This window comes from Rhodococcus tibetensis, assembly GCF_024438035.1.
GTDB lineage: Bacteria > Actinomycetota > Actinomycetes > Mycobacteriales > Mycobacteriaceae > Rhodococcus_F > Rhodococcus_F tibetensis.
This window is the reverse complement of sequence record NZ_JANFQF010000023.1, coordinates 48,927-69,442: the sequence shown is the minus strand read 5'-3', so window position 1 is coordinate 69,442 and position 20,516 is coordinate 48,927. Positions and strand designations below refer to the sequence as shown.

Below are 20,516 nucleotides of genomic sequence, written 5' to 3'. Positions count from 1 at the left end.
TCCGATCCGTTACTCGGCCGCGCGCTGCTGCGCGATCGTGGTGGCGGGATGGACGGCGACGAGGCCGAGGCCCGCCCGGCGAGCACACAACTTCGCCAACTCGGCGTAAGCGGCCTTGCCGAGAAGTTCTGCCAGTTCCGGCGCATACGACTGCCACACCGCCTTGGTGCCGACGTGGGCGTCGGGTGAACCCGAGCAGTACCAGGCGAGGTCCTCGCCGCCCTCACCCCAGCCGCGCCGGTCGTACTCGGTGATCGTCGTCCTGAGTATCTGCTCACCGTCGGGGCGCTCCACCCATTCTTGGGTGCGCCGAATCGGTAGTTGCCAGCACACGTCCGGCTTGACCTCGAGGGGCTCGATTCCTCGCTTCAACGCCATCGAATGCAGCGCACATCCGACGCCACCCTCGAAGCCCGGGCGGTTGAGGAAGATGCACGCGCCTTTGTACCGGCGGGTGCGCAGGGCCGGCTCGTCCTCGAGTTCGTCTTCCTCGACGTAGCCCTTCTTGCCGAGACCCTTCTCCATGAACTGCCAATCCGCGGATGTGAGCAGCTTCACTGACTCGTTCAGCTTCTCCAGATCCTCCTCGTCGGAAAGGAAGGCACCGTGCGAGCAGCAACCGTCATCGGGCCGGTCCTCGAGGATCCCCTGACAGGCCGGCGTGCCGAAAACGCAGGTCCAATGGGAAAGCAGCCAGGTCATGTCGGCAGCGATGATGTGCTCGGCGTTGTCGGGATCGGGGAATTCGACCCACTCGCGAGCGAAATCGAGTGGAACTTCGGGGCTAGGCGTCATCTTGTGGGAACGCCCTGCTTTACCTGCTGTCACAAAGCCCGACGGTAGACCCAGTACCGTGTCAATGTGCGACTAGGGGTACTCGACGTCGGAAGCAATACCGTCCATCTGCTCGTAGTGGACGCCCACAGGGGCGGCCACCCCACACCGATGAGCTCCACCAAGTCGACATTGCGGCTGGCGGAGAACACCGACGACTTCGGTGACATCACACCCGCGGGTGCGGATCGCCTGGTGGCGACGGTCGCCGATTTCGCGGGAATCGCGAGGACCTCGGGCTGCGGCGAGCTGATGGCGTTCGCCACCTCGGCAGTGCGCGATGCGAAGAACTCGGACGCAGTTCTCGCCCGCGTGCACGACGAGACAGGGGTGACCCTCGAAGTGCTGTCCGGGGTCGACGAAGCGCGGCTGACCTTCCTCGCCGTGCGCCGCTGGTACGGATGGAGCGCAGGGCGCATCCTGAACCTCGACATCGGTGGCGGATCCCTCGAACTGACGAGCGGAGGCGATGAGGACCCGGATGTCGCGCTGTCGCTTCAACTCGGGGCGGGTCGGCTCACGCGAGACTGGCTCGAGGCCGATCCACCGGGGAAGCGTCGGGTCGCGGTCCTTCGTGACTGGCTCGACGCCGAACTCGCCGTCCCGTCGAAGGAACTGCGTGCGGCAGGAGAGTGGGATCGGGCCGTCGGCACGTCGAAAACCTTCCGTTCCCTGGCGCGGCTCACGGGCGCCGCGCCGTCCGGTGCCGGCCCCCGCGTGAAGCGCACGCTCACCTCGGGTGGTCTCAGGCAACTCATAGCTTTCATTTCGCGGATGACGACGGCGGACCGTGCAGAATTAGAGGGAGTCAGCTCCGACAGGTCGCAACAGATCGTCGCCGGAGCGCTCGTTGCGGAGGCCAGCATGAGAGCTCTCGGGGTAGAAGAACTGGAAATCTGCCCCTGGGCTCTGCGGGAGGGATTGATCCTCCGAAAGCTCGACACGGAAATGGGCGGTGAATTGATGGTGGGTGCTCGATGACCGAGGACAGTCAGCAGATCTCTGTGTCAGAACTGCTCAAACGCAATGGGCAGCAAGTAGAGTCCCGCGGGGGGAGACGTCGTCGTGGCGTCAAGGGCGGAATTTCCGTTGCCGAGCTGACCGGTGAGATTCCCGTGGTCCGGGATCAGTCCGAGTCGCGGGCACTCGATTCCGAGCCGGAGTCCGCTCCTGCGCTGGAACGTAAGCCCGCACCCGAACCTGCGCCGACCACGACGCGGTCGGTACCGGCCGACGAGCGCACTGCCGCCTTCAAGGCCCCATTCGATGACGACGGCGATGACGATGACGAGCCCATCGCGAGCCGCCCTGCCGTCCGTCGCAACGGCGGCCGAGCCGCGGGAACGTCGCGCGATCACCAGGGTGCCTGGGTCAGTCGCTCCGTCACGCAGGACCGGGCGAAGCCGGCCGCCCCAGCTGCCGCTTCCATCGCGAAGCCGGTGGCTCCGGTGCCCGCCCCACCGGCGAAAGCGCCGGAACCGGCGCCGACCCTCGCCGCACCCCGCGTGCAGCCATCCCCCGTCGCGAAGCCCCCCAAGCCGGTCATGCCGGAGGCGGAGACGAAGGCCGTCCCGAACCGGGCGCAGGCGTCGGTCGGCACAGTCATGCCCGCCACGACACCGAAGAAGCCCGAGACCGCACCCGGCAACAAGGGGACCAAGCAGGAGCCCGGGTTGCTGTCCGGCTCGACGCTGGCCGGCGACCTGATGCGGCAGTCGCGCGACACGGATGCTGCGAACGCCGGTGAGGACACCGAATTGATCGCCGCCGCCACCGACGAGGCGGCGGCGGATGAGGCGAAGGCGGCGCGGGCCGAGCCCGATACTCCGCGTCGCTCCCGCAAAGAGGCGAAAGCCGAGGCTGTCAGAGCTGCGAAGGCCGCGAACGTCGCCGACGATCCCGATCAGGGAACCAGTGCGGCCCGCGAGTGGGCGGTATTGGCAGGTCAGGGTGTGATCGCGGTGATCGCCGGCGCCCTCCTGTTCAAGGGTTTCGAGAAGCTGTGGGACGTGTTCCCCTGGGTCGCGCTGATCCTTGCCTTGCTCGTCATCGTCGGATTGGTGGCCATGGTCAGGATCCTGCGCCGCACCGACGACATCACGAGCTTCGTGATCGCCGTCGTGGTCGGAATGATCGTCACTCTGGGGCCGCTCGCCTTCATGCTGGCGTCGGGCTGAGTTGCTCATGGTCGGGGACAGTGGGTACGAGCGGGCGCGGCGGACACCGCGCGGGCGTAAGGTTCTGGTCGGTTTGTCGACGGCCTCGGTGTATCCGGAGAACACCGAAGCAGCCTTCCGGTACGCGGCGGAACTGGGTTACGACGGCATCGAACTGATGGTGTGGGCGGAGTCGGTGAGCCAGGATATCGGTGCCGTGGCCGCCCTCGTCCGCAAGTATGCGATGCCGGTTCAGGCAATTCACACGCCGTGCCTGCTGATCTCGCAACGGGTGTGGGGCGCCGACCCGGTCGCTAAACTCGACCGCTCGGTGCGCACGGCGGAGTCGCTGGGTGCGACGAGCGTGGTGGTGCATCCACCGTTCCGCTGGCAACGCCGGTACGCGGAGGGGTTCAGCGATCAGGTAGCCGCTCTGGAGGAGCGCAGTGACGTGGTCGTCGCGGTGGAGAACATGTTTCCCATGCGGGCGGACGGTTTCTTCGGAAGCAAGGAGCGTTCGGCCGAGCGACTCCGTCGGCGCGGCGGTCCCGGAGCCGCGTTGTCGGCGTTCAGTCCCTCGTACGATCCCACCGATTCCGGTCACGCCCACTACACGCTCGACCTCTCGCACACCGCCACCGCGGGTATGGACGCTATGGAGCTGGCGGAGCGGATGGGCTCGGGACTGGCGCATCTGCATCTCGCGGACGGCCGGGGAGCATCGATGGACGAACATCTCATTCCCGGGCACGGCGGACAGCCGTGCGCGGAGGTGTGCCGTCACCTCGTCGACTCCGGATTCGACGGGCAAGCGGTGATCGAGATCAACACTCAGAATGCCCGGACCCGACGTGAACGAGCGTCGATGCTCGCCCAGGCTCTCGCCTTTGCCAGGGAACACCTCGAAACCGGTCGTGCCACGTCCGGTTCGGCACGCAGCCGCCCCGGCGGCGATCACGACGACACCTGACCGAGCCCCCACAGCGTTCCGGGCGATTCTTCCTGCGGTAGGCTACCGATGTATTGGATAGCTGGAGTATCCAATGTGGACGTTCGAGTTCGAGTCGCGGTAGGAGGCACCGTGCGCGTATCGGAACTGGTTGCCCGTACCGGCGTTCCCCTGGCGACCGTGAAGTACTACCTGCGCGAGGGTCTGCTGATGCCTGGTGAGGCCACGAGCGCAACACAGGCCAGGTACGGCGAAGAACACGTCCGGCGCCTCGGGCTGGTGAAGGCCCTCGCCGGCGCGGGACTCCCGATCCCGCGGATCCGAAAGATACTCCAACTCGTCGACCATCCCGACGACTCGCTCTTCGAGGTACTCGGCAGGGCGATCGGTCAACTTCCGCCGTACCTCGACCTCCCGGCCGATCCCGGTGACTATCCTCGGGCGCGCGCGGTGCTCGAGAAGCTCGGCCAGATCTACGACCCCCGGTACGTGGCGGTCGCGCAACTCGAACGCGCTCTCGAGGCCTTGGAGGACGCGGGCATCCCGATGACCGACGAGCGCCTCGACGCCTACGGACGGCACGTTCGCGGTATCGCCGAGGTAGATATCGGTCTCATGCCGACAGGCTCGGCCCAGGACGCGATCCGCTACGCGGTACTCGGGACCGCGATCTACGAACCGGTGATCGCCGCTATGCGCCGACTCGCCCATCAGGACATCGCCCAGCAGTTTCTTCAGAACCCCGATGAACAGGACATCCCGTGAGCTCAGCACCCTTCCGCGACCTCAACGTCCTCACCCCCGGCGGTGACGGCACGTTCCAGGCGCACATCGATCCCATCTGGACCATCGGCCCGAAGGTGCACGGCGGCTCCATGATGTCGCTGTGTGCGGCGGCCGCCCGCGCCCGCCTGCTCGACGAAGGTGGCGCGGACGATCTCGCCCGGGTCCAGCCGCTCGCGGTGGGGGCCAACTACCTGGCCGCCCCCGACCCCGGCGAGGTCACACTCTCGACGACGGTGCGCAAGCGCGGCAAGCAGGTCTCGTTCGTCGACGTCGAGCTTCGGCAGGGAGACCGGGTAGCGGTTCATGCCTCGGTCACACTCGGCGTCCCCGACGGGGGTGAGCCGCACTACAGCGTCGATCACGCGTTGGCCCAGCTTCCGGTGGAGCCGCCCACCGACGCGGTGGTACTCACACCCGACCACCCGATGGGCCAGGTGGTACACGTGGCCCAGGGATGCGACATGCGTGTCGACGGGACGTCCGCCCACTTCCTCGCCGGCAAGCAGGGTGAGCCCGAGGTGCGCATGTGGGTGCGTCCGCGTGCCGAAGACGAGAACGACCCGGACACCGCCGCACTCTTCGCCATCATGACCGGCGACATCAGTGCGCCCGTGACGATGAACCGCGGAATGTTCGGGTGGGCTCCCACGGTCCAACTCACCACCTATCTACGCAGGCAGCCCGCTCCGGGATGGCTCCGCGTGATGGCGAGCAGCACGGTACTCGGCAGTGCGTGGTTCGAAGAGGATCACACGGTCCTCGACTCGACCGGTGCGATCGTCGTGCAAAGCCGTCAGCTGGCGATGATCCCCCGCTAGAAACACTCCGCCACTGGTCGTGGCAGGCTGTCCGGCATGACGAGAATTGCGGTTATCGGAGGCGGCAGGATCGGCGAGGCGCTCATCTCCGGCCTCCTGCAAGCAGGCCACGCGGTGAAGGATCTCGTGGTGGCCGAGCAGCACCCACCGCGGGCCGCCGAATTGGCAGCCGAGTACTCCGTGTGCGTGAGCAGCCCCCAGGACGCGGCCGAGGGAGCGGACGTCATCGTGGTGGCCGTCAAGCCCGGTGATGTCGAGTCCGCGCTCACAGCGGTGTCGAAGGCAGATCTCGACGGTGAGCGTGAACAGATCCTCGTGTCGCTGGCGGCGGGCATCCCCACGACCTTCTACGAGACGAGACTGCCTGCCGGGTTCCCTGTCGTCCGTGTCATGCCAAACACTCCGATGCTGGTAGGGGAGGGCGTCTGCGCGCTCGCCCCCGGGCGGCACGTGAAGAAGGACCACCTCGACCTGGTGCGAGGGGTGTTATCTGCGGTGGGCAAAGTCGTGACCGTGCCGGAATCGCAGATCGACGCGGTCACTGCAGTCTCCGGGTCCGGCCCTGCCTACTTCTTCCTCGTCGCCGAGGCGATGATCGATGCCGGAGTGGGTCTCGGACTGGCCCGCGCGACGGCGTCCGAGCTGGTCGTGCAGACGATGGTGGGCGCCGCGGCCATGCTCGATCAGTCTGGGGAGAGTGTGACGGAACTGCGCGCTGCCGTCACCTCCCCTGGTGGGACCACTGCTGCAGCGATACGCCAATTGGAGAAGAACGGCCTCCGTTCGGCGTTCTTCGACGCCCTCGAGGCAGCGAAATCGAGATCCTCCGAGCTCGGAACTTCTTCCGAATAGATATTCGATTGCCCACACCCGTCGCAGTAACCCCATCCGTCCCGCTAAGCTCGAGGTAGCACGTGCGTGTCTGTTCCGCCGGAGGGGAAGCCGGCGGCGCGAGACGTGCCGGAGGTAAGTGTTTGATGACGTCTGGAAAAAAGCCGTCCAAGGGCTCAGCCCAGGACGGACAACCGGCCCTGGCCGGAACGCAATTTCTCACCGTCGCCGAGGTAGCGACGCTGATGAGAGTGTCCAAGATGACTGTGTATCGGTTGGTGCACAGCGGCGAACTGCCTGCCGTCCGGGTGGGCCGTTCGTTCAGAGTGCACGCGAAAGCGGTGCACGACTACCTCGAAACCTCGTACTTCGATGCCGGTTGACCGATCGGCACGAAGAGGGTGACCTCGGTTTCTCCCGGGCGAACCTCACCGGTACGATTAGCGACTGTCGTACCAGCCAGCTGGTGTCGTAAGGCGCTGAGCTAGTTAAAACGAGGCCCAGGCGCCAGAGAGGCGCAGGCGTACGTGACCGGCGTGCGCAGGAACGCTAGAGAAGAACGTGAGGGACACCCGCTATGGGTTCAGTGATCAAGAAGCGACGTAAGCGCATGTCGAAGAAGAAGCACCGCAAGTTGCTTCGCCGCACCCGAGTGCAGCGCAGGAAACTCGGTAAGTAAAGAGTCGCGTCTGGATGCCCGCCACCTCGAGTGGCGGGCATTCGTCGTCTCGGGAGAAGCGCCTCTTGGGCGACCGGCCAATTACCGTTGTGCGGAGCGCCAACTGCCCGCTGCACGTATCGTTGACCTCACTCGCTACGTGATCGGGGGTTCTAGTGGTTGTGAGTGACGGAGACAGCGCTGAGCGTACTGCGCCGCCGCGCGTCGCGCTGGTCACCGGCGCGAGCCGGTTCCTCGGGGGATACCTGATCACCAGGCTGGCACAGAATCCAGACATCGAGCGTGTCATCGCAGTGGATGCGGTGTCGCCGAGTAAAGACATGCTGCGGCGAATGGGCCGCGCAGAGTTCGTTCGCGCCGACATCCGAAATCCGCTGATCGGCAAGGTTATCCGCAATGCCGAGGTCGACACGGTCGTGCATGCCTCGACTTTGGCCCGACCGCCCAAAGCGGGCAGCCGAGCGGCCATGAAGGACATGAACGTCATCGGCGCGATGCAGTTGTTCGCGGTTTGCCAGAAGGCGCCCACGGTGCGGAAAGTGGTGCTGCGCTCGGCGTCCGTCGTCTACGGCAGCACGGCTCAGGACCCGGCGAAGTTCACGGAGGAGATGAGCGCTCGCCGCCGTCCCGGCGGCGCCTACGCCAGGGACTGCATCGAGATCGAGGGCTACCTGCGCGGCATACGACGCCGGCGACCCGACATCGCCGTGTCCATCCTGCGACTCGCCCCTCTGGTCGGTCCCCGCCTCAACGCAACGGTCGCACGTTACCTGACGTCCCCACTGGTACCGACCATCCTGGGCCGTGACGCCCGCCTGCAGGTGCTGCACGAAGAGGACGCCCTCGCGGCGCTCGAACGCGCAACCGTGTCGGGTCCGGCCGGAACGTTCAACGTGGCCGGCGACGGTGTCGTCATGTTGTCCCAGGCGATCCGCCGGGCCGGACGTGTCGAGGTGCCCATGCCGTTCAGTCTGTTCCGTAACGTCGGCCGGGCATTGATGGGTCCGGTCATGCGGTCGTATTCCAACGAACAACTCGAGTACTTCCACTTCGGTTGCGGACTGGACACCACGCGCATGCGAACCGAACTATCCTTCGAGCCACGGTGGACCTCGATGCAGGCGCTCGACGACTTCGCGCGGGCCGCGGGAGTCACCGCAATCATCAAGAACGAATGGATCGACGCAGCAGAGAACGCTCTACTCGCTCTGACCGGTACGGCGAAAGGGGAGAGGTGAACGAAGTGGCGAAGGTCATTCCGTTGCACGGTGGATCCACCGCGCGCGGGGCTGCACTGGCACGTTCGAGGCGCGAGCAGAGCGAGAGCCGACATCCGTCCGCAATGCCCCCGCCGGCCGTGATCAGCCCGCCGGAGCCTCAGCCCGTGACCGGATCGTCGACCGTTGACGCCGTCCGGCGCGTCCTTGCCGATCAGATCGTCAACACCGCGGAATTCGTGCGGCGACGCCTGTCGGGCGACTATCACGTCGACGACTTCGGCTACGACCCGCACTTCGCCGAGAATGTCTGGCTGCCGATACTGCGGCCGCTGTTCGACAAGTGGTTCCGAGTCGAGGTCAGTGGTCTGGAGAACATCCCCTCGACCGGAGGCGCCCTGGTCGTGGCCAACCACGCCGGTGTCTTACCCCTCGACGGCCTGATGACGTCGGTCGCCGTGCACGATCATCACCCCGCCCATCGGCCGCTGCGCATGCTGGCGGCCGATCTGGCCTTCGAGATGCCCGTTGTCGGTGACCTCGCCCGCAAGGCCGGGCACACCCTCGCGTGCAATCCGGATGCTGTCCGCCTCCTGCAGAACGGTGAGGTGGCGGCCGTGTTCCCGGAAGGGTTCAAGGGGATCGGCAAACCGTTCAGTGAGCGCTACAAGTTGCAGAGATTCGGTCGCGGTGGTTTCGTGTCCGCCGCCATGCGAACCGGGGCACCGATCATCCCCTGCTCCATCGTCGGGTCCGAGGAGATCTATCCGAAGATCGGCGACCTCGGAACGCTCGCCCGACTGCTCGGCATGCCCTATTTTCCGGTGACACCGCTGTTCCCGCATTTCGGGCCGCTCGGGCTCGTTCCGCTGCCGTCCAAGTGGTACATCGAGTTCGGAAAGCCCATCGTCACCGATACCTACGACGCGTCGGCGGCCGACGACCCCATGGAGTTGTTCGAGGTCACCGACCACGTTCGTGAGACCATCCAGCAGACGCTCTACCGGCTCCTCGCGAAGCGACGCAACGTGTTCCTGGGCTGACACCCGGGACACCACCGCCGGAGATCGATACCCGCCGCGGTGGTCGGTGGGACCGTCTTGGCCCGCCTCGGTCAGACCGCGTGCTCGCGCCGCCGGGCGACCACGGCTGCCAGCGCGCCGCCGGCCGCGCCGAGTAGCAGCGCGGTGGGCACACCGATTTTGGCCGCCTTGCGGCCGGTGCGGAAGTCCCGGATCTCCCAGCCCCGGTTCTTGGCGAGCTCGCGCAGGTCGGTGTCGGGATTGATGGCGACGGCGGTGCCGACGAGCGACAGCATGGGCACGTCGTTGTGGCTGTCCGAGTAGGCGGTGCAGCGTTTGAGGTTGAGGCCTTCGCGGACGGCCAGCGCGCGCACCGCGTGGGCTTTGCCGAGGCCGTGCAGGATGTCGCCGACCAGACGTCCGGTGAACACGCCGTCCTCGCTTTCGGCGACTGTGCCGAGGGCGCCTGTCAGTCCGAGCCGCTTGGCGATCACCTGGGCGAGTTCGACGGGGGTGGCCGTCACCAGCCACACCTGTTGTCCGGCGTCGAGGTGCATCTGGGCGAGCGCCCTGGTGCCCGCCCAGATCTTGTCGGCGATCACCTCGTCATAGATTTCCTCGCCGAGCCGGGCGAGTTCGGCGGTGGACCGCCCGGCCACGAACGAGAGAGCCTTCTCACGACCCGAGGCGACGTCGACGCTGCTCTCCTTGCCGGTCACGCGGAACTTGATCTGCTTCCACGCGAAGTCCAGCAGGTCGGAGGACTTCAAGTATTTCCGGGCCGCGAGTCCGCGGGCGAAGTGAATGATCGACGCACCCTGGACCATCGTGTTGTCGACGTCGAAGAAGGCTGCGGCAGTCAGATCCAGGGGAACCTGAGGTTCCTCGGTCTCGATCCCGGCCTCGTGGAGGGCCAGCGCTGCATCGGCACTTGCCTCGCCCGCGACGTTTGCACGTACCTCGGCTTCGCTCGGACCCAGCGGATTCCTGAACTGCCGCCGGCCCGGAAGGATCATCCCGGCCAGTCCTGAACCGAAACCCGAGCCGTTCGGTAGTGATCGCGCAGGCACTCGCACCTCCCCTATCGCTGAAGCCTCTGTGCGCAGCCTATCCCTCGGTTCGTGCGCTGGGCGGTCGGATGGCGGCGTGCACCTAATCGTGTGACGTTCATCTCCGAGTCGAGTGGCGTCGCCGGCCCCCGAAACGGCACAGTGAGTCCCACAGAGGTGGCGAAAGGAAGTATCTGGCATGAGTACCGGCGAACACGAGGTGACGCTCCTCACGCGGGCGGGTTGCGGGGCGTGCGCGCCGGCGCGCGAGCAATTGCTGGTTCTGTGCAAAGAGTTCGGGCTGGAACTGACGTGCATAGACGTCGACGACGCGGCCTCTACCGACCCCGAATTGCGGGCGGAATTCGGCGACCGCCTGCCGGTCGTCCTGCTCGACGGACGTGAGCACAGTTACTGGGAGGTCGACGAAGAGCGCCTCCGATCGGATTTGCGCAAGTAAGGTGACCCTAAAACTTCGAACTTCCGATGCCGTGCAGGTAGGAGTGCATGTCGCGCAGTCGCAGCGACTTTGTGCATGGGTTCACAAGCAGTTACCGTGGTGTGAACAATCCCCCGGAGCATCGTGGAGAACGGCATCGAATGCCGGTCGGACGAGGAGCCAACGACGTGACCGAAACGCACCAGACGCATGGGTCTGTGGCCCGTGGCGTCACGGGCGCAGTCGGTCCGTCTGCTGTCGAGTCGCCTGCCCCGGGATCGCCGCTCCCCGAATCGCGGGACATCCCCCAGGCTACGGTGACGCGGCTCGCGACGTACCTGCGGGTCCTCGGAATGCTCGCGGACCGCGGCACGATCATCGTCTCGAGTGAGGAACTCGCCGCCGCTTCCGGCGTCGGTTCGGCCAAGCTCCGGAAGGATCTGTCTTTTCTCGGCCCCAACGGGGTTCGCGGGGTCGGCTACGACGTGACGCGGCTGCGGGCGCGCATCGAACGGGCACTCGGTCTCGACCGCGGGCACAAGGTGGTCCTCGTCGGTGTAGGGAACCTCGGCCAGGCACTCGCCGGGTACGGCGGTTTCGGGCGTCGCGGATTCTCGATGGTGGGTCTCTTCGACAGTGACCCGGCCCGTGTCGGCGCCCCGGTGGGCGACCTCGTCGTGCGGCACGTCGACGAACTCGAGCGGGCGTGCGCCGAACTCGAGGCCACCATCGGCGTCATCTCCACTCCGGACGAGGCCGCGCAGGACGTGTGCGACCGACTCGTCGGCGCCGGGCTGCGCTGCATCCTCAGCTTCTCGCCGACCGCACTCGACGTCCCGGACCACGTCGAGATGCGCCGCGTCGACCTTGCGGTCGAAATGCAGGTCCTGTCGTTCAACAGCGCACGCAACACCGAGTCGGTTCCTGCCGCCCGGGGCGCGGAAGCCGTTCCCACGGCTCCGCGGGTGCGCATCGGACATTCGGCTGTCCCGTCCACCGCACCAAGAAACGGATCAGTGATCGCGCCGTGAGTGTTCTGCTTGTCGGGGTCTCGCACCGGACGGCACCCGTGCCGGTTCTGGAGCGGGTTGCTGTCACCGACACCGATCGGCCGAAGCTGACGGACAAGCTTCTGGCGTCGACACACATCTCGGAAGCGATGATCGTCTCGACCTGCAACCGGGTGGAGATCTACGCCGTCGTCGACGCTTTCCACGGTGCTCTCACCGAGGTCGGTGAACTCCTGGCCGATCACTCCGGGCTCGACCTCACCGACCTGCACCGCCACGCGTATGTGCGCTACAGCGAGGCGGCCGCGGAGCACCTGTTCGCGGTGGCCAGCGGTCTCGATTCGATGGTGATCGGCGAGCAGCAGATTCTCGGTCAGATCCGGGCTGCCTACGCATCCTCGGACGCCCAGCAGGCCGCCGGACGCACCCTGCACGAGCTGGCTCAGCAGGCGTTGCGGGTGGGCAAGCGGGTTCACGCGGAAACCGGAATCGACTCGGCGGGCGCTTCGGTCGTCTCGGTGGCGCTCGACCGTGCCGCCGGAATCGTCGGCACCGGTGGGCTCAGCGGCCGCACCGCGGTCGTGGTGGGCGCAGGCTCCATGGGCGGGCTCTCGGTCGCACACCTCACCCGCGCAGGCATCGGCCGAATTCTCGTCGTCAACCGCACCAAGGAGCGGGCGGAGCATCTTGCCGACAACGCCCGGTCAGGCGGCGTCGAAGCGCAGGCCTTCGAGCTCGGTCACCTGCCCGCGGCGATGGCGCAGGCGGACGTGCTCGTGACCTGTACCGGCGCGGTCGGTGCCGTCGTCACGCTCGCGGATACCCACCGTGCGCTGGCTCAGCCCGACCGCGACCCCGAACGTCCGCTCGTCATCTGCGACCTCGGGCTGCCCCGCGACGTCGAGCACGCAGTGGCGGGACTGCCCGGTGTCACCGTGCTGGACATGGAGTCGTTGCAGCGAGACCCCGCCGCGGGGGCGGCAGCCTCGGATGCGGACGCCGCCCGGGCCATCGTGGCCAGCGAGCTGGCCCAGTATCTCGCCGGCCAACGCCTGGCGGAGGTCACGCCCACCGTCACCGCACTACGTCAGCGCGCCGCAGACGTCGTCGAAGCCGAATTGCTGAGACTCGATTCGCGGTTGCCCGGTCTCGACGATCCCCAGCGCGACGAGGTGGCACGTACCGTCCGCCGAGTGGTCGACAAGCTTCTGCACGCGCCCACCGTGCGGGTGAAGCAGCTGGCGTCGGCGCCGGGAGGCGACTCGTACGCCGCCGCGCTACGCGAACTGTTCGAACTCAGTCCCGGATCCGTGGAGGCCGTCGCGAAACCCACCGACCTCGGGACGCCGGACCTCGGTGCCATCGACATCACCGACGGTTTCATTGCCGGCCAGGACCCTCGTCTGCGCCGATTCGTCGCGGACGACAACCAAGGGAAGGAACCGCAGGCATGAGCGCCGTCGGCACCCGCACCCTGCGGATCGGTACCCGCGGAAGTGAACTAGCCACCACCCAGGCCGGCACCGTGCGTGACGCCCTGATCTCGGCCGGACACGAAGCCGAACTCGTCATCATCAAAACCAAGGGCGATCAGTCCATGGAGTCGGTAGAGAAGATCGGGGTCGGCGTCTTCACCGCGGAACTCCGGGAAGCGCTCGTCGACGGCCGCGTCGACGTAGCCGTGCACTCGTACAAAGATCTTCCGACTGCCCGAGACGAACGGTTCACCATCGCCGCGATCCCGCCTCGGGAAGACCCGCGCGATGCGCTGGTCGCCCGCGACGGACTCGTCCTCGGTGAACTGCCCGTCGGATCGAAGGTCGGCACGTCCGCACCGCGCCGCACCTCGCAGCTACGGGCACTCGGCCTCGGCCTCGACATCCGCCCGCTCCGCGGCAACCTTCAGCGGCGGCTCGGCAAGGTCGAGTCCGGCGAACTCGACGCCGTCGTCCTGGCACGCGCAGGGTTGGCGCGTATCGGTCGCCTGGACCTGATCACCGAGTCCCTCGAACCCGTCCAGATGCTGCCCGCGCCCGCCCAGGGTGCGCTGGCCGTGGAATGCCTGTCCGGCGACAACGCGCTCGTCTCGATCCTGGCCGAACTCGACGACCCGAACAGCCGCGCCGCCGTCACCGCGGAACGTGCCCTCCTCGCCGAACTGGAGGCCGGGTGCACCGCACCTGTCGGGGCCATCGCGGAGGTCGTCGAATCACTCGACGACGACGGCCGCATCTTCGACGAACTCTCCGTCCGAGGATGCGCCGCAGCCATCGACGGTTCGGATGTCATCCGCACGGGGGCAGTGGGCTCCCCGGACAACGCCGAAGAACTCGGCCGCTCGGTCGCACGGGAACTCCTCGAACTCGGCGCGCGCGAGCTGATGAACGTCATCGAGGCCGGTGATGCCGATGTTTGATGTGCGAAGGCCGACCGATCGGCCGGCCTGCCCCCTGTACCCCTCTCGACACATGATCGCACTGGAGAATTACCGATGAGCCGAGTCCGAAAGAACACCCCCGGACGGATCCTGTTCGTGGGATCCGGACCGGGAGATCCGGCCCTGCTCACTGTGCACGCACGGGACGTCCTTGCCGCAGCGACGCTGGCCTTCACCGACCCCGACGTCGACAAGGGCGTCACCGCCCTGGTCGGCACCGACCTGGGCGTCGACGCAGAAACCGGTGAGCCGCTCGCCGAGGTCCGCCCGGCTCTCGGCGAACCGGCCGAGGTCGCGAAGACCCTGGTACACGAGGCCCGCAACGGCCACGACGTCGTCCGTCTCGTGTCCGGTGACCCGCTGACCACCGACTCGGTGATCGCCGAGGTCACCGCCGTCGCCCGGACCCAGGTGCAGTTCGAGGTCCTGCCCGGTCTGCCTGCTTCGTCCGCTGTTCCGTCATACGCAGGTATGGCGCTGGGGTCGGGGCACACCGAGGCCGACGTCCGCGGTGAGGTCGACTGGGCGGCCCTGGCCGCCGCGCCCGGACCGCTGGTGTTGCACGCCACGTCGGGGCACCTCGCCGAGACGGCGAGCGCGCTTGTCGAACACGGTCTCGCGCCGCAGACCCCGGCCGCGATCACGGTTCGTGGCACCACCAGGCAGCAGCGCACCGTCGAGGCCACCCTCGCCACTCTCAACGAGGCCGGTTCCGAACTGGTCGGCTCGCTCGTCGTGACCGTCGGCAAGGTGGTGGCCCAGCGCAGCAAGATGTCGTGGTGGGAGTCGCGAGCCCTCTACGGCTGGAAGGTCCTCGTGCCCCGCACGAAGGATCAGGCAGGGGAGATGAGCGACCGCCTGGTCACCCACGGTGCCATCCCGATCGAGGTGCCGACCATCGCCGTGGAGCCGCCGCGCAGCCCCGCCCAGATGGAACGTTCCGTCAAGGGTCTGGTCGACGGCCGCTACCAGTGGGTGGTATTCACCTCCACCAACGCGGTGCGTGCGGTGTGGGAGAAGTTCGAGGAGTTCGGGCTCGACGCCCGCGCGTTCTCCGGCGTCAAGATCGCCTGCATCGGCGAGGCCACGGCCGCCAAGGTCCGGTCCTTCGGGATCAATCCCGAACTGGTGCCGTCCGGTGAGCAGTCGAGCGAGGGCCTGCTGGCCGAGTTCGCTCCGTACGACGACGTGTTCGATCCCGTCAATCGGGTTCTGTTGCCGCGGGCCGACATTGCCACCGAAACACTCGCCGAGGGCCTTCGCGAACGCGGCTGGGAGATCGACGACGTCACCGCCTACCGCACCGTCCGGGCTGCGCCGCCGCCGGCCGAGACCCGCGAGATGATCAAGACCGGTGGGTTCGACGCCGTCTGCTTCACCTCGTCGTCGACGGTCCGCAACCTCGTCGGTATCGCCGGTAAGCCGCACGCACGAACCCTCGTGGCCTGCATCGGTCCCAAGACCGCCGAAACCGCAGTCGAGTTCGGACTGCGCGTGGACGTGCAGCCCGAGACCGCTCAGGTCGGCCCTCTGGTGGAGGCTCTGGCCGAGCACGCCGCGCGCCTACGCGCCGAGGGCGCACTGCCCCCGCCGCGCAAGAAGTCCCGCGCTCGGCGCTAGGCGCTACGCGCCCGTGAGTGGTTGAGGAGTCCAGGCACTCCTCAACCACTCACGGGCCCGACGAAGGAGGGCCCTTCCGTGTTTCCGACCCACCGGCCGCGGCGACTGCGACGCACTCCGGCGCTGCGCAGGCTTGTCGCCGAAACTTCACTCGAGCCACGACATCTGGTGCTGCCGATGTTCGTGGCGGACGGTATCGACGAGCCGCGGGAGATCACGTCGATGCCCGGTGTCTTCCAGCACACGCTCGCATCGCTGCGGTCGGCTGCGATCGAGGCGGTGGAGGCCGGTGTCGGCGGGCTCATGCTGTTCGGTGTGCCGCGTCCGGACGACAAGGACGCCGAGGGCTCCGGTGCGAGCGATCCGGACGGCATCTTGAACCGTGGGTTGCGTTCCCTCGCAGAGGAACTCGGTGATGCCACCGTCATCATGGCGGACACGTGCCTGGACGAGTTCACCGCGCACGGCCACTGTGGCGTGCTCGACGACAGTGGCGCGGTCGACAACGACCGGACACTCCTCCGGTACGTGGACATGGCCGTCTCCCAGGCCGACGCCGGTGCGCATCTGCTCGGTCCGAGCGGAATGATGGACGGTCAGGTTGCCGCCATTCGGACGGCGCTGGACGCCGCGGGATACACCGACGTCGGTCAGCTGGCGTACTCCGCGAAGTACGCATCCGCCTTCTACGGACCGTTCCGCGAGGCCGTGGGCTCGTCCCTGCAGGGTGATCGCAGGGCTTATCAGCAGGACTCGGCCAATCGGCGGGAGTCGCTGCGCGAAGTGGACCTCGATATCGAGGAAGGTGCTGACCTCGTCATGGTAAAGCCGGCGATGTCCTACCTGGACATTGTGCGGGACGTGGCGGATCGATCCCCGGTTCCCGTTGCGGCATACCAGATCTCGGGGGAGTACTCGATGATTACGGCTGCTGCGCAGAACGGCTGGATCGATCGCGACGCCGCCATCCTCGAATCGCTGACGAGTATTCGGCGAGCAGGCGCCGATATTGTCCTGACCTATTGGGCCACCGAAGCGGCCGGCTGGTTGTGATGGATGCGGTGCGGCGCCCGGTGACGGATACGGTGGTGCCATGACTTCGCAGTGGCCTCAGACACCGCCACAACAGACACCGCCACAACAGACACCGCCGCAGGGCCCGAATCCGCACGGGTTGCCGTATCCACCACCCGTTCCGCAGCCGAAGCCCGACCGCCCCGCACCGGTCGATGTGGGCACGGCGGCGCAGTTGCTGTGGGTCGTGGCCGTGCTCGGTGTGATCCAGGCGGTGGCGGCCATGGCTCTGGTGGTCGGTGAGAAATCGACGTTCGTCGACGAACTGATGACCAACCCGAAGGTGAAGTCCGGCGAGGTCGCAATGACTCGGGAGAACGTGGAGATGCTCTTCTATGTGGGCATCGCGGTCACGGGTGTGCTCATCCTGCTTCTGACGGGCCTGTTCGTCCTTTTCGTGCATTTCATGCGGAAGGGCAGGAACTGGGCGAGGACCCTGTTGACGGTCGTGAGCGTCACGATGGTGGTGTGGACGGTGCCGGTGCTGTTCGGGATCGGGTCGGACGGCAGTAGTATCGCGCTCGCCATCGGAGGAGTGCAGATCCTGCAGGCGGTCGTGGCAGTCGGTGCCGTCGTGTTGATGCACCGGAAAGACTCGAACAGTTACTTTTCGAAGCTGCCCCCGTCGTAGCTCGAGTTTGATCGTGAATCATAAAGATGTACCGTGAAGTACGTCACAAGAGCAGACGGCAGACTTCTTTTCGACCGGAGGGCTTTTCTCTATGCGCGCTGATGATCGGGCACACGGGTCACGCAGGGAAGCACTGATGTTCGCCATTATCGTGGCCTTTGTACTACTGACTCTGTTGCTCGTCGTCATTCCCGGTGCCGTTTCCTGAGGTGACCACCCCGTGCGTGTACGACCGCGGGAGCGCGAAAGTCCGGGCCGTCCGTGGCTGAGGAAATTCTGTTCAGTGAGCCCGGCGCGCGCTGGCGGTTGGTGGCCTTCGGCCCAGTGTTCTGCACTGTCGCGTTGATCATCGAGCTTCTGACGGGCCCCGTGGTGCACTGGTTCGCGCTCCCGTTGTTCGCCGCTCTACTCAGCGGATTCCTCTACGTTCAAGTGGTCGCCGCACGCAGGCACGCAAGCGTGGAACTCACACCCACCCAATTGCGGCAGGGCACCGAAGAACTACCGATCAGCGAGATCGTGAAGATCCTGCCTCCGCCGGACACCGAGTCGTACGTTCCGCAGCCGTGGGAGACGGCGAGGACGCTCGGTGAGCTGTCCGCAGTGCCCCGGCGACGCTCGGGTATCGGACTGCGACTGCGGGGCGGGGCACTGGTGCAGGCGTGGGCCAAGGATGACGAGGGATTGCGGACGCAACTCGAGTCGCTGCTCGCGAAGGCCGACGGAGGGGCGGAACAGTGAAGCGAAGCGCTATGACGTTGGCTGCGGAAAGTGCTCTGGCCCTTGCTGCACTCGTTCTGGCCGTGTGGTGCTGGACCTCGGCACGGATCACCTCCGAGTTCGGCCCCGTGGCACCCGGCGCCCCGTCGTATGAGGGAACCGAGTATTCGGGGTCCTGGATCGCCGGCGCCGCTGCCCTCGTCACCGCCGCCGGGCTACTGGTGATCGACGTGGCCCGGCGGTGGGTTGCCGGCCCGGCGGGTCACCCCGCCGAGTCGGCGACGTCACCGGAAGATCTGGGTCTTGCGGATCGTGTCGGTTCCGGGCCCGTCGATCATCGCGGAACCGAGTAGCGCCTCCGGCACTCCCAGTCCCTCGACAAGGGACGCCGCGTGGGGGCGCAGCTTGCGGCAGCGGTCGTTGATTCCCCGTTGCACAGCTTTGGACCGCTCGACCGACAGGTGGCGGTGCTCCATGAACCACGCCTTGTCTTCCTCGATGATGCTGAGCGCGTAGAGGTCGCAGACGTCGCTCAAAAGGTTGCGGGCCTCCTTGTCCTGACACTTGTCGATACCGGCGATGAACGCTTCGAGCACGACGCGGTCGATGTGCGCCTGCGCGGCGTGCATCACGTGGTCCTGGACGAAGTTGAACGCGTCGAACGGGTTCTCCTCGCGCTTCTGCGCACCCTGGAGCCGGCGAGCCGCGGTCGAGAGCAGGTACTGCTCGCGGTCCTCGAACATGGTGAGCTGTGTTCCGCGGTTGAAGAGGCTGCCGTCCTCTTCGTTGTCCTGACGTGTGTCGAGGATGGTCTGGATGATCTGCTGCGCCGCGGTGCGGGTCTTGACGACGTCCGACACCGTCGTGGCGGCGAAGCGCATCCACTCGACCGGACTCATCCCGCGGACTTCGTCGGCGTAGGACGTGAGCAGTTCCTTGGCGACCAGCTGGGTGAGCACGTGGTTGTCGCCCTCGAAGGTGGTGAACACGTCGGTGTCCGCCTTGAGGGCCGTCAGCCGGTTCTCGGCCATGTACCCGGCGCCGCCGCAGGCTTCCCGGGCTTCCTGGATGGCGCGGGTGGCGTGCCAGGTGTTCGCTGCCTTGAGGCCGGCCGCTCGTCCCTCGAGTTCGCGCTGTTCCTGTGGATCGGCGTCCTCGACACTCTGGATGTCGTGCATCTTGGACACCAGCTCGTTCTGCGCGAACTGCAGGGCGTAGGACCGCGCGATCAACGGGAAAAGGCGTCGCTGGTGCACGAGGTAGTCCATCAGCAACACTTCGTCTTCGCTTTGCGGCGCACTGAACTGGCGGCGCTGTAACGCGTATCGCGTGGCAATGGACAGCGCGACGCGGGCAGCGGCGCCGGCAGATCCGCCGACGGTGACGCGCCCCCGGACGAGGGTTCCCACCATCGTGAAGAAGCGGCGGTTGGCGTTGTCGATGGGGGAGGAATAGGTGCCGTCCTCGGCGACGTCGGCGTATTTGTTGAGCAGGTTCACCCGCGGAATCCGCACCTGGTCGAAAGTGATGCGGCCGTTGTCGACTCCGGGGAGCCCACCCTTGTATCCGCAGTCGGACGTGTGAACGCCCGGAAGGTCGTTGCCGTCCTCGTCGCGGATCGGGACGAGGAAGCAGTGCACGCCGTGGTCCTCACCCTGCGTCACGAGTTGCGCGAAGACAGCCGCCATCGTCGCGTGTCGAGCGGCCCCACCGATGTAATCCTTCCGGGACGACGGCGTGGGGGAGTGGACGACGAACTCGCCGGTGGCCGCGTCATAGGTGGCGGTAGTCTCGAGTGCCTGGACGTCGCTGCCGTGACCGGTCTCGGTCATCGCGAAGCAACCCAGCAGGTCGAGGTCGATGAGGGGTTTCACGTATGCCTCGTGGTGGCGTTCGGTGCCCAGATTTTCGATGGCACCGCCGAAGAGTCCCCACTGGACCCCGGCCTTGACCATCAGGGACAGGTCGGACATCGCAAGCATCTCGATGCTCGTCACCGCCGCCCCCGCGTCCCCGGTTCCGCCGTGGTCTTTCTTGAACCCGTCGGCTGCGTAGCCGTTGCCTGCGAGGAGTCGCATCTGCTCGAGCGTCTTGGCCCGCGCTTCCTCCAGATCGGGCGTGTAGTGCGGGGCGAAATCGGGCGTAGCGGACAGTTCCGCCCGAACGCGCTCGCGCACTTCCCGCCAGCGCCCGTCGAGTGTGCTTCTCAGGTGGTCAGCTGTGGTGGCCATGAGTCGACCCTAG

Annotated in this window: 22 protein-coding genes; 19 read left to right on the top strand and 3 right to left on the bottom strand. The window is 66.7% G+C overall.

The features are described 5' to 3' along the window. Positions 1-9: 9 nt before the first annotated feature. Positions 10-795, bottom strand: coding sequence for a DUF3109 family protein (locus NOF53_RS22855; RefSeq protein WP_255973079.1), 786 nt, complete (start codon positions 793-795; stop codon positions 10-12). Between the two features lie 66 nt (positions 796-861). On the opposite strand from NOF53_RS22855, the gene NOF53_RS22850 reads away from it, so the two are divergent. From NOF53_RS22850 to NOF53_RS22805, 10 genes are all read left to right on the top strand, one after another. Then, positions 862-1,815 carry a Ppx/GppA family phosphatase gene (locus NOF53_RS22850; RefSeq protein WP_255973019.1) on the top strand — a complete coding sequence of 318 codons (954 nt, stop codon included), beginning with the start codon at positions 862-864 and terminating at the stop codon, positions 1,813-1,815. After that, complete coding sequence (locus NOF53_RS22845; protein WP_255973017.1) at positions 1,812-3,011, top strand: Rv0497 family membrane protein; 1,200 nt, start codon at positions 1,812-1,814, stop codon at positions 3,009-3,011. Before NOF53_RS22850 ends, NOF53_RS22845 begins: the two co-directional genes overlap by 4 nt. A 7-nt stretch (positions 3,012-3,018) precedes the next feature. Then, positions 3,019-3,960 carry a sugar phosphate isomerase/epimerase family protein gene (locus NOF53_RS22840; RefSeq protein WP_255973014.1) on the top strand — a complete coding sequence of 314 codons (942 nt, stop codon included), beginning with the start codon at positions 3,019-3,021 and terminating at the stop codon, positions 3,958-3,960. 111 nt (positions 3,961-4,071) lie between these two features. Beyond that, entirely contained in the window at positions 4,072-4,704 is a 633-nt protein-coding gene (locus NOF53_RS22835) for a MerR family transcriptional regulator (RefSeq protein ID WP_255973012.1), read from the top strand. Then, positions 4,701-5,543, top strand: coding sequence for a thioesterase family protein (locus NOF53_RS22830; RefSeq protein WP_255973009.1), 843 nt, complete (start codon positions 4,701-4,703; stop codon positions 5,541-5,543). Before NOF53_RS22835 ends, NOF53_RS22830 begins: the two co-directional genes overlap by 4 nt. A gap of 36 nt (positions 5,544-5,579) precedes the next feature. Next, positions 5,580-6,395: a pyrroline-5-carboxylate reductase gene (proC, locus tag NOF53_RS22825; protein ID WP_255973007.1), complete on the top strand. Its 816-nt coding sequence runs from the start codon at positions 5,580-5,582 to the stop codon at positions 6,393-6,395. A gap of 125 nt (positions 6,396-6,520) precedes the next feature. Next, positions 6,521-6,757 carry a helix-turn-helix domain-containing protein gene (locus tag NOF53_RS22820; RefSeq protein ID WP_109327837.1) on the top strand — a complete coding sequence of 79 codons (237 nt, stop codon included), beginning with the start codon at positions 6,521-6,523 and terminating at the stop codon, positions 6,755-6,757. Between the two features lie 194 nt (positions 6,758-6,951). Beyond that, positions 6,952-7,053, top strand: coding sequence for a 30S ribosomal protein bS22 (locus tag NOF53_RS22815; protein WP_003402602.1), 102 nt, complete (start codon positions 6,952-6,954; stop codon positions 7,051-7,053). A gap of 161 nt (positions 7,054-7,214) precedes the next feature. Then, positions 7,215-8,291: an NAD-dependent epimerase/dehydratase family protein gene (locus NOF53_RS22810; protein ID WP_255973002.1), complete on the top strand. Its 1,077-nt coding sequence runs from the start codon at positions 7,215-7,217 to the stop codon at positions 8,289-8,291. Next, positions 8,288-9,313, top strand: a complete 1,026-nt coding sequence (locus NOF53_RS22805; protein ID WP_255973000.1) for a lysophospholipid acyltransferase family protein — start codon at positions 8,288-8,290, stop codon at positions 9,311-9,313. The genes NOF53_RS22810 and NOF53_RS22805 overlap by 4 nt, the downstream gene beginning before the upstream one ends. Positions 9,314-9,384: 71 nt before the next feature. Here the strand turns inward: NOF53_RS22805 and NOF53_RS22800 are convergent, their stop codons facing one another. Next, positions 9,385-10,362 (bottom strand): HAD family hydrolase, encoded by a 978-nt coding sequence (locus NOF53_RS22800; RefSeq protein ID WP_255972997.1) that lies wholly within the window; start codon positions 10,360-10,362, stop codon positions 9,385-9,387. 178 nt (positions 10,363-10,540) lie between these two features. Here NOF53_RS22800 and NOF53_RS22795 point away from each other — a divergent pair, with 178 nt between their 5' ends. From NOF53_RS22795 to NOF53_RS22755, 9 genes are all read left to right on the top strand, one after another. After that, positions 10,541-10,801 (top strand): glutaredoxin family protein, encoded by a 261-nt coding sequence (locus NOF53_RS22795; RefSeq protein WP_255972995.1) that lies wholly within the window; start codon positions 10,541-10,543, stop codon positions 10,799-10,801. 140 nt (positions 10,802-10,941) lie between these two features. After that, positions 10,942-11,811 (top strand): redox-sensing transcriptional repressor Rex, encoded by an 870-nt coding sequence (locus tag NOF53_RS22790; RefSeq protein ID WP_255972993.1) that lies wholly within the window; start codon positions 10,942-10,944, stop codon positions 11,809-11,811. Then, a complete protein-coding gene (locus NOF53_RS22785) occupies positions 11,808-13,244 on the top strand; it encodes a glutamyl-tRNA reductase (protein WP_255972991.1) in 1,437 nt (478 codons plus the stop codon). Before NOF53_RS22790 ends, NOF53_RS22785 begins: the two co-directional genes overlap by 4 nt. Continuing rightward, a complete protein-coding gene (hemC, locus tag NOF53_RS22780) occupies positions 13,241-14,206 on the top strand; it encodes a hydroxymethylbilane synthase (protein ID WP_255972989.1) in 966 nt (321 codons plus the stop codon). The genes NOF53_RS22785 and hemC overlap by 4 nt, the downstream gene beginning before the upstream one ends. Positions 14,207-14,281: 75 nt before the next feature. Beyond that, a complete protein-coding gene (locus tag NOF53_RS22775; protein WP_255972986.1) occupies positions 14,282-15,847 on the top strand; it encodes a bifunctional uroporphyrinogen-III C-methyltransferase/uroporphyrinogen-III synthase in 1,566 nt (521 codons plus the stop codon). Positions 15,848-15,925: 78 nt separating this feature from the next. After that, positions 15,926-16,900, top strand: coding sequence for a porphobilinogen synthase (gene hemB / locus NOF53_RS22770; protein ID WP_255972984.1), 975 nt, complete (start codon positions 15,926-15,928; stop codon positions 16,898-16,900). 40 nt (positions 16,901-16,940) lie between these two features. Continuing rightward, positions 16,941-17,552 (top strand): hypothetical protein, encoded by a 612-nt coding sequence (locus NOF53_RS22765; protein ID WP_255972982.1) that lies wholly within the window; start codon positions 16,941-16,943, stop codon positions 17,550-17,552. Positions 17,553-17,813: 261 nt separating this feature from the next. Beyond that, a complete protein-coding gene (mce1N, locus tag NOF53_RS22760; RefSeq protein WP_255972980.1) occupies positions 17,814-18,293 on the top strand; it encodes a transport-regulating membrane protein Mce1N in 480 nt (159 codons plus the stop codon). Beyond that, on the top strand, positions 18,290-18,625 hold the full coding sequence (locus NOF53_RS22755; protein WP_255972978.1) for a hypothetical protein: 336 nt from the start codon (positions 18,290-18,292) through the stop codon (positions 18,623-18,625). The genes mce1N and NOF53_RS22755 overlap by 4 nt, the downstream gene beginning before the upstream one ends. On the opposite strand, the gene NOF53_RS22750 is transcribed toward NOF53_RS22755, so the two are convergent. Next, a complete protein-coding gene (locus NOF53_RS22750) occupies positions 18,557-20,503 on the bottom strand; it encodes an acyl-CoA dehydrogenase family protein (RefSeq protein ID WP_255972976.1) in 1,947 nt (648 codons plus the stop codon). The two genes, NOF53_RS22755 and NOF53_RS22750, sit on opposite strands and share 69 nt — an antisense overlap. Positions 20,504-20,516: the final 13 nt, after the last annotated feature.